This is a genomic window from Pseudomonas sp. NPDC087185 (assembly GCF_044744955.1).
In the GTDB taxonomy this organism is placed as follows: domain Bacteria; phylum Pseudomonadota; class Gammaproteobacteria; order Pseudomonadales; family Pseudomonadaceae; genus Aquipseudomonas.
On the sequence record NZ_JBIUZK010000003.1, the window covers coordinates 18,382 to 32,237 of the forward strand.

Genomic DNA, 13,856 nt, shown 5'->3' on the forward strand with positions numbered 1-13,856 from the left:
CCGGTTCAAAGCAATGCTTGTATCGCCCGTCGGTAGCGTTGCCCCGCCAGGCTCATGCTGTTGTTGTGGGTCGCGCCCGGCACCAGCAGCAAGGTCTTGGGCTCCTGCGCCGCCTCGAACAGCTGCTGGCTGAAGCGTGGTGGCACGAAACGGTCATCCAGCCCATGCACCAGCAACAATGGCAGGCCGACGTCCTTGATCTTGTCCAGCGAATCGAATTTCTGCGACAGCAACCAGCGCACGGGAAGCGTGGTATCGGCGACGGCGGCGGCGACATCACCCAGCGACGTAAAGGTCGATTCGAGAATCAGCCCGCGTGCCGGCGCTGCGCTGCCTGCTTTTTCGGCCTCACGCGCCAGTTCCGAGGCCAACTCGACCGCCACTGCACCGCCCAGCGAATGGCCGAAGATCAGGCGCTTGCCAGCGTCCGGCTGCAGCTGGGCAAAGCGCTCCCAGGCGATACGGGCGTCTTCATAGACCGTCGCTTCGGACGGCAAGTCGCCACGGCTTTGCCCGAAGCCGCGGTAATCCACGGCCAGCACCGAATAGCCCATGGCATGCAGCTGCTCAATGCGAAACAGCTGGCCGGTGAGGTTCCAGCGCACGCCGTGCAGGTAGAGGATGGCCGGTGCATCGGTGCGCCGCGCCGGCCACCACCAGGCGTGCAGGCTCTGGTTGTCGGCAAAGCTGCGCGGGCGCAGGTCGAGTTCCTGCACGCCGCTGGGCAGGCCACGGAACCAGCTGGCCTGGCCGGGCTCGATGCGAAATACCAGCTCGCGCTCCTTGTGCTGCAGCACGGCGCAACCGGAGGGCAGGCCGATGATCAGCAGCGTGGCACACAGCCAGGTGAGCCAGCGGCGGCGTAGGTGGGTGATGAATTGGCTAGGCATGGGGGCGTTTTTAACAGATGCCCAAGGTTTGATGGCGGAAAAGTTACCGAGCGGGCGAGAGAGGATTGTTACGGGAGATTAAGCGAAGGGGCCGCAGTGCGGCCCCCTGCACGGCTCAGTTTGCCCGAGCCGCGTTCAAGGCACCGGCGCGCGAGACGCGCAGTGCCACCAGGCTGCCCAGCACGATCAGCGCTGCCAGCGAGTACAACGCAGCATCGGTCGAGCCGGTCTGGTCCTTGATGAAACCGACCAGGTACGGGCTGAGGAACCCGGCCATCTGCCCAACCGAGTTGATGATCGCCAGGCCCGCGACGGCGGCACTGGCGCTGAGCAGTGCAGTCGGCATCGGCCAGAACATCGGCAGGCCAGTGAGGGCGCCCATGGTGGCGATCGACAGGCCGAGGATGGCAATGGTCGGGTTGGCGGCGAAGTTGACCGCGATCAACAGGCCCAGGGCACCCATCAGCATCGGTACCACCAGGTGCCAGCGGCGCTCGTTGCGCAGGTCTGCCGAGCGGCCACAGAGGATCATGAACACACCCGCCAGCAGGTACGGGATGGCGCTGAGCCAGCCGATCAGCAGCGGGTTGTCGAACCCCATGCTCTTGATGATCGACGGCAGCCAGAAGTTGATCGCATACACGCCGCTCTGGATGCAGAAGTAGACGAAGCCGAAGGTCCAGATCAGTGGGTTGGTCAGCACCGCGAGCACGCCATCACCGTGGGTGGCCGGTTTGCTGGCGGCGTCGGCCTTGAGGTCGGCTTCGATCAATTGGCGTTCGGCCGGGCTCAGCCAGGTGGCTTTCTGGTAACCATCGCTGAGCATGACGATGGCCAGGATACCCAGTACGACCGTCGGCAGGCCCTGGATCAGGAACATCCACTGCCAGCCGGCCAGGCCATGCTGCCCGGCGGCGAAGTGCTGCAGGATCCAGCCGGAGAACGGCCCGCCCAGCAGGCCCGAGACCGGGATCGCTGACATGAACAGGGCCATGATGCGGCCGCGACGGTCAGCCGGGAACCAGCGCGAAAGGTACAGCACCACGCCGGGGAAGAACCCGGCCTCGGCCGCGCCGGTCAGCAAGCGCAAGGCGTAGAACTCGGTGGGGGTGGTGACGAACAGCAGGCAGGTCGAAAGGCTGCCCCAGGCGATCATCATCGCCGCGATCCAGCGCCGTGGGCCAAAGCGGTTCAGCGCCAGGTTGCTCGGCAGGCCGCACAATACATAGCCGATGAAGAAAATCCCGGCGCCGAGGCCGTAGACGGTTTCGCTGAACTTGAGCGCGTCGAGCATCTGCAGCTTGGCGAAGCCGACGTTGACACGGTCCAGGTAGTTGAACAGGTAGCAGATGAATATGAACGGAATCAGCCGCAGGGTGATGCGCCGGTAGAGCGCGTTGCGGGTGACCTGTGCGCCTTGGTCAGGGGCAGGGCTGTGTGCCATGATCGTGATCTCTGTTGTTATGATTGTCGCCGCGTCGCCTGTGCCGGCGCTCGCCCTGACGAGTCTCGGGGAGTGCGACGCGCGTGTCTTTGTGCTTTTGCACAGCCAGCTGCCAACGCTGCTGTGCCTGCGAACAAAGCCTAACACCCATAAGGATCGCTGAATGTTCGAACTGGACCATGACCTGGCGCAGGATATCGTTGATCGGGCAATGGCCATCCTGCCGTGCAACGTCAACGTCATGGACAGCCAGGGGTTGATACTGGGGAGTGGCGAGCCGGAGCGCATCAATACCCGCCACGAGGGGGCCCAACTGGTGTTGGCCAATGGCCGCATCGTCGAGCTGGACGTAGAGGCCGCCAAGTGCCTGAAGGGCGTGCAGCCCGGCGTCAACCTGCCGCTGATGCTCGATGGCCGGCTGATCGGCGTGCTCGGGCTTACAGGCGACCCGCAGCAGATGCGCACGTATGGCGAACTGGTGCGCATGACCGCCGAAATGCTCCTGGCACAGCGCCATTTGCAGGTTGAACAGCAATGGCGCCGGCAGCGTTGTGACGATTTGCTGGCTTTGCTGCTGGGCGGCACCGGTGACTCCCCGCGGCTGCTGGACGAAGCCCAGCAACTGGGTTTGAAACCGCAGTTGCCGCGCATCCCGTGTTTGTTCGAGTTGCGCGCCGGGCCACCCGCCGAAGCCTTGGCCGCCTGGTTGATGAGCCGATATCCAGATAGCTGGTGCGTCAGCCCCGCGCGCGACTCCCTGCTGTGGTGCCGGCCGGCGGGGCTGGTGATGGACGAAGAGCGCCTGTTAGAGCGCGTGCAGCGCGGTGGCTGGGTAATCGAACGCCTGGCGCTGGGCAGCCCGGCGCAGAGCCTGGAGCAGCTGCGCCGTGGCTACCGGCGCGTGCGTGACTTGCTTGCCTATGGCCGCGAAGTGTTGCCCAACGAGCCCTTGCTGAGCCTTGCCCGTTATCGCCTGCCGGCGTTGCTGTGGCGCCATCGCAATGAAGATGCGCTGGATGAACTGCTCGAGCCGCTGCACCGTATTCGCGCCAAGGACGCCAGCGGCCAGTTGCTTGCAACCTTGCGCGCCTGGTGCGCGCACGACGGCCAGAGCCAGGCCTGCGCCGATGCCTTGGGGATTCACCGCAACAGCTTGCGCTACCGCCTGGAGCGCATTGCCGAGCTGGGTGAAGTCGACCCGCTGCGGCTTGAAGGCATGCTGAGTTTGTACCTGGGCTTGCAGTTGTTGCCTGCGGATTGAGTGCAGGCAAAGGCATTTGCCCAAACATCGCCTCGACCATTTTGTGCATCCGACCGAGGCCCTTGCGCTGCACAGCTGTCAGCATGCCGCTCATCTGGACAGGAGAATCCCCATGAAGATCGTCATCGCCCCCGACTCGTTCAAGGACAGCCTCGACGCTGCCAGCGTTGCCCGTGCCATTGCTGCCGGCCTGGCCGAAGCGTTGCCGGCCGCCGAACTGGTCGAGTGCCCTATGGCCGATGGTGGCGAAGGCACCATGGAGGCGATTGTCGCTGCTAGCCACGGTGAACTGCGCCGCCTGACTGTGCGCGGTCCGTTGGGGCCGCGCGTCGAGGCGGGGTGGGGTTGGCTGGCGGACAGCCGCACGGCGATCATCGAAATGGCCCAGGCCAGTGGCATTCAGCGGGTGCCGAGCGCGCAGCGTGATGCCTGCCGCAGCTCGACCTGGGGCACTGGCGAGCTGATTGCTGCCGCGCTCGCCGCTGGCGCTCGCCGTATTGTGCTGGCGATTGGCGGCAGCGCCACCAACGATGGCGGCAGCGGCATGCTGCGGGCCTTGGGCCTGCGCTTGCTGGATGCCGATGGCCAGGCGCTGGAGGAGGGCGGGCTGGCCTTGGCCCGGCTGGCACGCATCGACGCCCGCGACCTGGACCCGCGTTTGGCTCACGTGCAGGTGGAGGTGGCTGCCGATGTCGACAACCCGTTGTGTGGTCCCAATGGCGCTTCGGCGATTTTCGGCCCGCAAAAGGGGGCCAGCCCAGAGCAGGTGCAGGCGCTGGACCAAGCGTTGGGCCGCTTCGCCGACCACTGTGCGCAGCTGCTGGGCACCGATGTACGCGAGCAGCCAGGCAGCGGCGCCGCCGGCGGCATGGGCTTTGCGGCCAAGGCATTCATGGGCGCGCAGTTCCGTCCGGGGGTCGAGGTGGTGGCCGAGTTGGCGGGCCTCGATGCGCTGGTACAAGGTGCTGACCTGGTGATTACCGGTGAAGGGCGCTTCGATGCCCAGACCCTGCGTGGCAAGACACCGATGGGCGTGGCGCGGGTTGCCAAGCGCCACGGCGTGCCGGTAGTGGTGCTGGCGGGCACCTTGGGCGAGGGCTATCAGCAGCTGTATGCGCACGGTATCGATGCTGCCTTTGCATTGGCCAGCGGGCCGATGACCTTGGAGCAGGCCTGTGCCGATGCCGCCCAGTTGCTGCAGGCTCGGGCCAGTGATATTGCCCGGGTTTGGCGCTGTGCTGGTCACGCGTGATCGAGCCGCACTTTGGGGGCGCTATGCGCCCCTAGGCCTGGGGCTTGATCTGCCGGAGTGGAGATGGCGAACGGCTTGACTGGACTGTCAACAACCCAAGCGCAAGCAATGCAGCCACCGCGCCCGTCAACGGCAGATAAGCCAAGCCGAACCGTTCGATCATCCACCCACCTAGCCCACCACCCAGGGCCGTCCCCAGGTTGAACGCCGCGATACTCAACCCTGATGCCACCCCCGTTGCCTGCGGCGCCCACTGCCTGGCCAGGCTGAGCAGGCGCAGGGTGGACAGGGTGACGATGGCAAAAAACACCGCGCCCAATACGCCGACCAGCAGCACCACCGCCCACGGTTGCTCACGCCCCAGGTAAAGCAGGCCAAGGTTCGCGGCAAGCACGGCCAAGGCGACTTTCAGGCATTGCCCCGGCTCGAACCGGTCGGCCAACACGCCGCCCAGCAGGTTGCCCAGGATGGTTGCAGCGCCGAACAGCAGCATCGCCAGGCTCAGCAACCGTATGCCGCCGAGGGTCACCTGCAGCAGGAATGGCGATACGTAAGTCAGGAACGAAAACGTGGCGACGCTCACCAGCATGGCAATGCTTGCTGCCGCCAACAGTGGCCGCTGCATCAATGCAGCCAGGCCTGCCAAGCGGCCTCCCGCGGGCAGTGGTGGTGCGTCTTGCCGGGGCATCAGGCGCAGCAGCCCGAATAGGCTGAGCAGGCCCATCACCCCCAGCACCACGAAAATGGCCCGCCACGACCACAGGCTGCCCAGCAACGTCCCCAGTGGTACACCCAAGGCCAGTGCCAGGGTCAGCCCCAGCCACACCAGCGACAAGGCCCGGCCTGCGCGAGGTGCGTCGACCAGCTTTACCGCCACGTCAGCCGCCACTGCCATGAATACGCCATGTGCCAGGCCGATGACGAACCGCACCAGGTTCACGGTCGCGAGCTGTTCGACCCAGGCAAATGCCAGGCTGCCCACGGCCAGCACGGTCAAGGTCAGCGCCAGTGACGTGCGCTCACGCCAATTGAGCACCCAGGCGGTCAGCAGCGGTGCGCCGATGGCCGCGCCCAGTGCATAGGCGGCGATGGCCGAGCCGACGGCGGTGGTGGACGCAGCGAGGTCGTCGGCCATGGCCGAAACCAGCCCGGCCACCACGAACTCCGACAGCCCGAAGGTGAAGGTACACAGGGAAAATACATAGATGACGATTGGCATGGGGTGAACAGGGTCCTTACAGGTTCAAGGGTGCTGCCGCCAGGCACTGGCGTCGAGGCTGACGCGCAGCGCCAGTTCCATGGCCTGGTCGCGATTGAGCCGCGGGTCGACCTGGCTCAGATAGCGCTGGCCCAGGTCCGCCGGTTGCAGGCCCAGCGCACCGCCCAGGCATTCGGTGACGGCATCGCCACTGGCTTCCAGGTGCAAGCCGCCCAGTGTCGACCCGTGGCGCGCATGCACGGCGAAGGCGCTGGTGATCTCCGCGAGAATGTCGTCGAAGGCGCGTGTCTTGGTGCCGCAGGGCAGGGCGTGGGTGTTGCCGTGCATCGGGTCGCACAGCCAAAGCACCTGGGCGTCAGCCGAGCGGACGGTTTCGATCAGCCGCCCCAGGTGGTCCTGCAGGTGCGCCGCGCCCATGCGGTGGATCAGGGTCAGGCGCCCGGGTTCGTTGCTGGGGTTGAGCCGCGTGAGCAGGCGGCGTAGTTGATCCGGGGCGGTGTCGATACCCACCTTGACCGCCAGTGGGTTGGCCAGGCCGCGCAGGTACTCGACATGGGCGCCATCCGGCTGCGCGGTACGCAAGCCGATCCACGGCAGGTGAGTGCCCAGGTTGTACCAACGGCCATCGTGGTGCAGACGGGTCAGCGCCTGTTCGTACTCCAACAGTAACGCTTCGTGGGAAATGTACATTTCACGGTGCAGGAAATTACCCGGCTGCGAGCCGGCCAAGGTGCGCATGAACTGCAAGGCACCGTGAATCTCCGCCAGCAGTGGACGTAGCCGCTCGCCGCCGTGGGCCCGGTTGAGCCAGTCGAGCGGCCAGCGTGCGGGCAGCAACAGGTTGTCGATACCTTCAGCTTGCAACTGATGCAGGTGTTCGAGGGTTGTCGCCGAGTGGGCATGGGCCTGCAGCAGGCGCTGCGGGTCTGCCCGGCGCGCCTGCGCAGTGAAATCATGATGGTTGACGATATCACCGCGATACACCGGCAGACTCAGCCCTTCGCGTTGCTCCCGATCACTGGAGCGCGGCTTTGCATATTGCCCGGCCAGGCGGCCGATCTGCACGATCGGCAGTTGCAGGCCATGCATCAGCACCTGGCTCATCTGCTGCAGCAGCGCAACCTGGCGCGTGCTCTGCGCCAGGTCGTTGTGCTCGAAACGCTCCGCGCAGTCGCCTAGCTGCAGGACGAAACGGCGCCCTTGCTGGGCTTCGGCCAGCAGCGCCTTGAGCTGTTGGACGCGCTCGGCGGCCACCAGCGCGGGGCGTTGCCTGAGTACGTCGAGCGCGAGGTGTAGTGCGTGAAGCTCTTCATAGACCGGTTGCTGCAGGGCCGGCATGCCGCGCCATGAGTCGATCGTCCAGGGCGCCAGGGCGTCCTGCACTGTGGCGGTGGGGGGCTGCATGTATGTCTCTCCTGAGAGGTGCTTCGCTCGATCTGCCCGAAGAGCAGGTGGCGGCGATAGTGCGCAGGGCAGACACGGCTTGGGAAATACAATAAATATCTTTGTCTGATATCTCACCGGATTCACGGGGTGTATCACCAGTTGCTGCCAGAAATTTCCCACGCACCGACCAGTTTCTGTCTGCGGAAACAGTTGACTAATACCTTTCAACTATCACGGGTAGTTTCAAATAAGTATTTTACTTGGGGCGGACGCTCGCTAATTCTCTGCGCTGTTTATTCGAGAGGGCGAGTCGATGTTAGTTCACGGCGACCAGGATTACGGTGTGCTGAAGGAGGCGGAGCGCGAGCTTCAGCTGCAGGCGGGGCATATCCCCGACGCTGCATTTTATGAGCGCAAGTTGCAAGCAGTGTGGGCGCGGGCACAAGACAGCAGCCACTACGCAAACATAGGTCAATACAGTTTTACTGCGTTCAAGCAATTGCCGCTGACCGCCAAGGCATTATTAAAACGTCAACCGTTGCAGTTTTGCACAGTGGAACTTGGCGAGGCGGCCAAGTACTACGCAACCACCGGTACGACCGGCGAGCCAACACCGACGCCACGGTTGAAAGAAGACATCATCTGGAACGCCGTCAGCGTCGCCAGCCACTGGCGAGCGGTACTGCGCCCCGGCGCACGGGTGGCCAACCTGATGCCATCGGATATCGTTCCGGTCGGCGACTTGATCGCCAATGTCTGCGAGTACCTGGATGTTTCCCACGTGCGTCTTTACCCGTTCACCACGGGTATTACCGACTGGGAGCGGGTGTGCAAGACCTTCGACACCTATCGGCCAACCGTGCTGTTCATTGCACCGGGGGTGCTGGTGCAACTGACCCGCTACCTGAAACAGCGTGAATTGCTGCAGACCTTCGCTGAATCGGTGCGCGCGATCATGCTGCTCGGCGAGGTCAACACCCAGCCGTTCCGTGAGCGCCTGGCGCGTTGGTGGCAGTGCGAAGTGTTTGACGCCAGTTACGGCAGCACAGAAACCGGTACGCTGGCGGCAGTGGGCCACGACCTGCAGATGCGCCTGGCCACCGCCACCCACTATTTCGAACTGCTGCTGCCCGATGGCAGGCTGGTCACCCCGGCCGAAGGCCTGACGGGCCGCCTGGTGGTCACGCCGCTCAACCTGTACGCGCGCCCCCTGTTGCGCCTGGACACCGGCGACAGCGTGACCATCACCGCGCCATGGGAGCCTGGCCACATTAGCCCGAGCCTGTTGATCAACGGCCGCGACAGCGACAGCATCGTGGTCGGCGGGGTCGGGTTGGAAATCCGCGCGGTCGAAGAGGTCGTCTATGGCACCTGCGATGCCACCGGTTATGTCATCGAAGTGGACCGCCAGCATGATAGCGCTGCGCTGATTCTCGAGCGTGACGTTGGCTGGGACGCCAGCCAGGAAGCGCAGTTGCAGGCTCTGTTACTGGCACGCTCCGAGCAGCACATGGGGCTGCGCTGGAGCCGTGTGCTGTTCGTCAACAACCTGTCGGCGGTGAACAAGAGCGGCGCCTCGCAAAAGAGCTGGAAGAAGACCAACCTGCGGTTTGTCGGGGGCCCGCAATGATGCCGCCACGCGTTCCCCAGGGGCAGGGCCTGGGCAACGGCCAGCCGGACTTGTGGTGCACCTATGCCGCGATTCGCACCCTGGCCTGGATTGAACGGCTCGAACAGGTGGATGCTCCGGCATTGCAGGCTTACATCCAGTCGCGGCGCAACCGCGATGGTGGCTTTGCCTGGAGCAAGGGCATGCCCTCCGATGCCTGGGCCACCTTCTACTGCACCGAAACGTTGAATGACCTGGGCGTTGCAGTCGAACGCTGCGACGAGACCGCGAAGTGGCTGCACACGCTGTTTGACGGTGACGCTTACGCCATGTGCCCTGGCCAGACGGCCGACGTGTGGGCCAGCCACTATGCGCTGCGTACCTTGATTGAAGTCTGCCAGGGCCAGGTGGCAGACACCGCCCCCCTGTATGCCTGGCTCAAAGGCCTGCAGTGCGCCAATGGCGGCCTCAGCTGGTCCGCCGATTTTGCCCGGCGCAATCTCGCGGATACGCGCGCCTGCTTCTACGGCGTGATGGCTGCACGTGCCCTGGCACGTCAGGGCCTGCCAGCGCCGCAGTGGGACGTGCCGCGGCTGGTCGCCTGGTTGCAGGCGCAGCAGATGGATTGCGGCGGCTTTCGTTTCAGCGAAGCGGCGCAGGTGCCCTGCCTGTGGGCGACCTATCGCGCCACGGCCAGCCTCGCGGCCTTGCACGCGCAACCGCTGGGCCGGCAGTGCTGCGCCGAGTGGATCGCTGCGTTGCGCGGCCCGACGGGGGCCTTTGTGCGCTGGGCCGGTTACGACGGCGAGGATGTCTGGGCAGCTTTCTGCGCGGTGGGTTCGCTCAAGGCCATGGGGGAGCCGGTGGCGCACCTGGCTGACGATGTGGCGCGGTTCATTGCAACCTTGTCGATGCCCCAGGGCGGCTACACCTACCGCTTGGCCGACAGCGCAGCGGACGTCCTCACCAGCGCGTCTGCGGTGCTGGGTGGCAGCCTGGCACCCGAGCAGCGCGATGCCGCCGTGCGTTGGATCGAAGGCTGCCAGATGCCCAACGAGCCGGGGATCATGTACATGCCTGGCCGGGGCGCCGAAGTGCGTTGCACCAATTGGGGGCTGGCGGCCGGTGCGTTCACCGGTCAACCTGCCGCACGCCAGGCGATCGGGCGCTGGCTGGCCTCGCTGCAAAACCCCGACGGTGGCTTCGGCTTCTGGGAGGGGCGTGGCTCGGATATGGTGTCCACTGCTTCGGCCGTTTCGATCCTGCGCCAACTGGGGGACGCCAGCGGCGTGGACCTTGTGGCCATCGAAACGTACCTGGCCAGCTGCCGGCAGGCGCAGGGCTACGCCTCGTTCCCGCGTGGCGAAACGTCCCTGCGTGCCGGGCTGCAGGCGCTGGGTTGCCTTGCCTATCTCGGCCATCACGTTGCCGAGGCTGCAGCGCAGTTACTGGCCGCGCACACGGTGCGCCAGGGCGGTTTCGCCAACCAGGGGCAGCGTATCCCCGACCTGCTCAGTACCTACCAGGCGGTAGCACTGGCTGCCGACCTGGGCCTGCCGGTGGACATGGCGCACCTGAGCTTCTTCCTCGACAAGGTGCGCAGTGATGCAGGCCACGCCTGGTCACCGCTGTTCCTGCAAGGGGTCGATGCGCTGTCCACGTGCCTGGGGCGTTTGCTGGAAGCCTTTGCCAACGGCCAGCGTCAGCAGTTGCCCAGCCTGCAGTTGTCGTAAGGAATCGTCATGCCCACCCTCACTGTTTCCTGCGCGCCACTGCCAACGCTGGAGCGCAAACGCCTGGCGCTGGCCTTTACCCGCCAACTGAAAAACCTGGGCGCGGATACCGCCCACTGCATGGTGTTCTTCAACCCGTTGCCCGAGGCCTGCGTGTTCAGCGCTGGCATGCCGCTGCCAACCGTTGACCGCGATGGCGTAGCGGCGCAGTTCCATGTGCGCATCACCCTGTCGGTGGCGCGCGACACACTGGCGCATCAGGCGCTGGCCCAAGGGCTGCACGGCTGCCTGCGGACACTGTACCCCAACGCTTTCATCTACCTGCATTTCGACCCGATCCTGCCCGAGCACGTGTTCTTCAGTGCCGGCGCAGAATTGATCAACGCTGCCTATCAACAAGGAAAGACCGGCTCGTGAACGACCTCAGCATTGAACAGCGCATTCGCCAGACCCTCGGCCAACTGCTTGGCGAGCAGGTCGACGCCATCGACAAGCGCGACAGCTTTCGCGACTTTCTCGGCGAGCGCTTCGACAGCCTCATGGCCGTCGAAGTGATCACCGCCATCGAAGCCAGTTTCGACATCGAAGTGGACTACCTCAGCGACGACGTGCGCTTCTGGTTCGAAACGTTGGAGAAAATGGAGCAATTCGTCGGGCAGAAACTGGAAGACCAACTGACCTTGCAGGCCGCCGAGTGAACGCCGAGCATTTGTTCGCGACTTCCGGCTCCACCGGTATGCCGCGCCAATGGCTGCGCAGTGTGGCGCAGATGGAGCGCGAGGCGGCCTTGATTCTCGGCCGCTGGGCACCCGATGCCCGGGAGATTTTCTCCTTTGCGCCGGCCAGCCACAGCTACGGCATGATCCTGGGTGAAGTCGGTGCGCGGGTGTTGAACGCGCAACTGCAAGCCTGCTCGCTGGAGCAGCAGCGGCTGCCCGTGCTCGACGGCGACGGGCCGTGCGTGATTCTTGCCATTGCCAGTACCTGGCGTGTGCTGCCGGCGCTGCTGGCCCGGCTTTCGGCCCAGCGCACGGTGCTGGTGGTGCACAGCGCCTCGCTGCTGCCACCGGACGCCCTGGCCACGGTGCGGTGCCATGCGGGGCCACAGGTGCGCTTCGTCGAATTGCTGGGTTCTACCGAAACCGGCGCCATGGCCTACCGCGAGCTGGATGCACACAGCAGCCCGGAGCAGGCCTGGACGCTGCTCGACGATGTCACGCTGCTCAGCGCCCCGGGCCGACCGTGCGCACTCGAAGTCGCCAGCCCGCGCATTGCCCGTGAGCAGGGCCAGGCACTGCCTGCGGCCAGTCATTGCTGCGATGACCAGATACTGGCGTTGGGCCCGCAGCGCTTCCAGTGGCTGGGCAGGGCCAGCAGCCTGATCAAGGTCAACGGCCTGCGCGTCGACCTGGCCCGCCTGGCCAGTGAGCTCGGCCAGCGCCTGCAATGCTCGACGCTGGCCTGCGTGGCAGTCAGCGATGCGCTGCGCGGTGAAGCGTTCGAAGTGCTGTTCAGCTCGATCACGCTTAGCGAGCGCACTGTGCTGGAGGCGTTTCAGCAACTGCCTGCGGGCCATCCGCGGCCGGTTGCGGTGCGCCGCGTTACCGACCTGCCTTTATCCGCCACTGGCAAGCCCTTGCCGTGGGCGGCCTCAATGTCTGTCAAGGAATACACCCATGACCCCCGCTAATACCCAGGACACCATCACCCAGTACCTCGGCAGCTGCGGCGCCGATGCCAGCAGCGGCCGCGTACAGCCCGAGTACCTCGGCCTCAGCCTGCGCAAGCGTCACCAACTGCTGCAGAGCAACCCTGCGTTGGCGGCGGACTGGGCATCCCAGTACCAACCATGGTCGGTGCACGCCGACAGCCACTACCGTTGCCTGACCAGCACCCGCGACGTTGAAGCACCCTGGTACCGCCTGGGCGTCAAGGACACCGTCGACGTTGCCGGCCTGCCGACCCGCCTGGGCCTGCGCAGCTACCGCCACTACCCGCAGCGCAGCGCCCAGGCGCTGACCTTCCTCGACCCGCGCGTCGCCGTGGCCAGCAAGGTCGCCACCACCGAGCTGAACATCGCCTTCGGCGCGGGCTGTCGCAACCCGTATTTCCCGACCATTGACCCGTCCGGTTCCAGCACCGGGTCGGCGGTGTCGGTGGCCGCAGGCCTGTGTGATATCTCGCTGGGTACCGATGTGCTGGGTTCGGTACGCTGGCCAGCCTCGCATTGCGGCATGGTCGGCTTGCGCATGACCCAGAAGGCCGCGAGCCTGGCCGGGGTGTTCCCGCTGTCGCCGCGCATGGACGCCTTGGGCTGGGTGACCCGCAGCGCTGACGACCTCGATCTGCTGTTCCCGTTGCTGGGCCTGGAGCCGCTGCTGGGGCAGCAACAACCCCTGAAGGACCGCTACCAGGTCGCCATTCTGGAACACGCGCTAGACCCGGCGCTGACCAGCCCGGCGATGCTCGACATGCTGGGCCAGGCGCGCAGCGCACTGGCAGACCTGGGCATGGCCCCCGGCGAAGTTGCCATGCCCGAGCTGTGGGCCTGCCGCGGTGACGCGTGGCAGTTGTGCGCGCGCGATGCATGGCTGGCTTCGGCGGCCTGGGCGCAGCGTTTCGACTGCGAACTGCATTGGTCGACGCTCAGCGCGCTCAAGGTGGGCGAGGGTGTCAGCGACAGCGACTACCAGCGCATCCACCAGCGCATGGACAGCATCCGTGCCGGTATTGACGCCTGGTTCGACACCGCCCGGGTGGACTTCGTGGTGTTCCCCATGGACCCCAACCGGCCATTCGATCGACGCAACCCGCAACCCGGTGACTCGACCATTCCGTGCCCAGCGGAACCGGGCTATGACCAGAAGATCAGTTTCACGCCCTTGGCCAGCTTCAGCGGCCTGCCGGCCATCACCGTGCCGATCTGCCTGAGTGCCGACGGCAAGGCACCGCTGGCTGTGCAGATCATGGGCCGGCGCGACAGCGAGCGGCAGCTGCTGGACATTGCCAAGCGCCTGCAGGCTGTGACGGGCCTGCTGCCAACCCATCGTCTTCAGGTGTAA

The 13,856-nt window shown here is 65.4% G+C and carries 12 protein-coding genes; 8 read left to right on the forward strand and 4 right to left on the reverse strand.

Annotated features, from left to right (window positions below):
- Positions 1-5 precede the first annotated feature (5 nt).
- Positions 6-890 carry an alpha/beta hydrolase gene (locus ACIPIJ_RS10330; RefSeq protein ID WP_401075829.1) on the reverse strand — a complete coding sequence of 295 codons (885 nt, stop codon included), beginning with the start codon at positions 888-890 and terminating at the stop codon, positions 6-8.
- 115 nt (positions 891-1,005) lie between these two features.
- Positions 1,006-2,334: an MFS transporter gene (locus ACIPIJ_RS10335; RefSeq protein WP_401075832.1), complete on the reverse strand. Its 1,329-nt coding sequence runs from the start codon at positions 2,332-2,334 to the stop codon at positions 1,006-1,008.
- 163 nt (positions 2,335-2,497) lie between these two features.
- On the opposite strand from ACIPIJ_RS10335, the gene ACIPIJ_RS10340 reads away from it, so the two are divergent.
- Both ACIPIJ_RS10340 and ACIPIJ_RS10345 read left to right on the forward strand, forming a co-directional pair.
- Entirely contained in the window at positions 2,498-3,595 is a 1,098-nt protein-coding gene (locus ACIPIJ_RS10340) for a sugar diacid recognition domain-containing protein (protein ID WP_401075835.1), read from the forward strand.
- A gap of 112 nt (positions 3,596-3,707) precedes the next feature.
- Complete coding sequence (locus ACIPIJ_RS10345) at positions 3,708-4,847, forward strand: glycerate kinase (RefSeq protein ID WP_401075838.1); 1,140 nt, start codon at positions 3,708-3,710, stop codon at positions 4,845-4,847.
- Between the two features lie 31 nt (positions 4,848-4,878).
- Here ACIPIJ_RS10345 and ACIPIJ_RS10350 read toward each other — a convergent pair whose 3' ends face one another.
- Positions 4,879-6,066, reverse strand: a complete 1,188-nt coding sequence (locus ACIPIJ_RS10350; RefSeq protein ID WP_401075841.1) for an MFS transporter — start codon at positions 6,064-6,066, stop codon at positions 4,879-4,881.
- Between the two features lie 24 nt (positions 6,067-6,090).
- On the reverse strand, positions 6,091-7,470 hold the full coding sequence (locus tag ACIPIJ_RS10355; protein WP_401075844.1) for a 3-deoxy-7-phosphoheptulonate synthase class II: 1,380 nt from the start codon (positions 7,468-7,470) through the stop codon (positions 6,091-6,093).
- Between the two features lie 295 nt (positions 7,471-7,765).
- On the opposite strand from ACIPIJ_RS10355, the gene ACIPIJ_RS10360 reads away from it, so the two are divergent.
- The 6 genes from ACIPIJ_RS10360 to ACIPIJ_RS10385 are packed head-to-tail and all read left to right on the forward strand — an operon-like array spanning position 7,766 to position 13,856.
- A complete protein-coding gene (locus ACIPIJ_RS10360; protein WP_401075847.1) occupies positions 7,766-9,082 on the forward strand; it encodes an AMP-binding protein in 1,317 nt (438 codons plus the stop codon).
- Positions 9,079-10,794: a prenyltransferase/squalene oxidase repeat-containing protein gene (locus ACIPIJ_RS10365; RefSeq protein WP_401075850.1), complete on the forward strand. Its 1,716-nt coding sequence runs from the start codon at positions 9,079-9,081 to the stop codon at positions 10,792-10,794. Before ACIPIJ_RS10360 ends, ACIPIJ_RS10365 begins: the two co-directional genes overlap by 4 nt.
- Before the next feature lie 9 nt (positions 10,795-10,803).
- Positions 10,804-11,211 (forward strand): hypothetical protein, encoded by a 408-nt coding sequence (locus tag ACIPIJ_RS10370; RefSeq protein WP_401075853.1) that lies wholly within the window; start codon positions 10,804-10,806, stop codon positions 11,209-11,211.
- A complete protein-coding gene (locus ACIPIJ_RS10375) occupies positions 11,208-11,492 on the forward strand; it encodes an acyl carrier protein (RefSeq protein ID WP_401075856.1) in 285 nt (94 codons plus the stop codon). Before ACIPIJ_RS10370 ends, ACIPIJ_RS10375 begins: the two co-directional genes overlap by 4 nt.
- Entirely contained in the window at positions 11,489-12,484 is a 996-nt protein-coding gene (locus tag ACIPIJ_RS10380; protein ID WP_401075859.1) for an AMP-binding protein, read from the forward strand. Before ACIPIJ_RS10375 ends, ACIPIJ_RS10380 begins: the two co-directional genes overlap by 4 nt.
- Positions 12,471-13,856 (forward strand): amidase family protein, encoded by a 1,386-nt coding sequence (locus ACIPIJ_RS10385; RefSeq protein ID WP_401075862.1) that lies wholly within the window; start codon positions 12,471-12,473, stop codon positions 13,854-13,856. The genes ACIPIJ_RS10380 and ACIPIJ_RS10385 overlap by 14 nt, the downstream gene beginning before the upstream one ends.

Bases quoted from the DNA above. Each gene is read 5' to 3' on its own strand.
- ACIPIJ_RS10365 (WP_401075850.1), top strand. From the start codon at position 9,079: ATGATGCCGCCACGCGTTCCCCAGGGGCAGGGCCTGGGCAACGGCCAG.
- ACIPIJ_RS10345 (WP_401075838.1), top strand. From the start codon at position 3,708: ATGAAGATCGTCATCGCCCCCGACTCGTTCAAGGACAGCCTCGACGCT.
- ACIPIJ_RS10355 (WP_401075844.1), bottom strand. From the start codon at position 7,470: ATGCAGCCCCCCACCGCCACAGTGCAGGACGCCCTGGCGCCCTGGACG.
- ACIPIJ_RS10360 (WP_401075847.1), top strand. From the start codon at position 7,766: ATGTTAGTTCACGGCGACCAGGATTACGGTGTGCTGAAGGAGGCGGAG.
- ACIPIJ_RS10340 (WP_401075835.1), top strand. From the start codon at position 2,498: ATGTTCGAACTGGACCATGACCTGGCGCAGGATATCGTTGATCGGGCA.
- ACIPIJ_RS10335 (WP_401075832.1), bottom strand. From the start codon at position 2,334: ATGGCACACAGCCCTGCCCCTGACCAAGGCGCACAGGTCACCCGCAAC.
- ACIPIJ_RS10350 (WP_401075841.1), bottom strand. From the start codon at position 6,066: ATGCCAATCGTCATCTATGTATTTTCCCTGTGTACCTTCACCTTCGGG.
- ACIPIJ_RS10385 (WP_401075862.1), top strand. From the start codon at position 12,471: ATGACCCCCGCTAATACCCAGGACACCATCACCCAGTACCTCGGCAGC.
- ACIPIJ_RS10370 (WP_401075853.1), top strand. From the start codon at position 10,804: ATGCCCACCCTCACTGTTTCCTGCGCGCCACTGCCAACGCTGGAGCGC.
- ACIPIJ_RS10330 (WP_401075829.1), bottom strand. From the start codon at position 890: ATGCCTAGCCAATTCATCACCCACCTACGCCGCCGCTGGCTCACCTGG.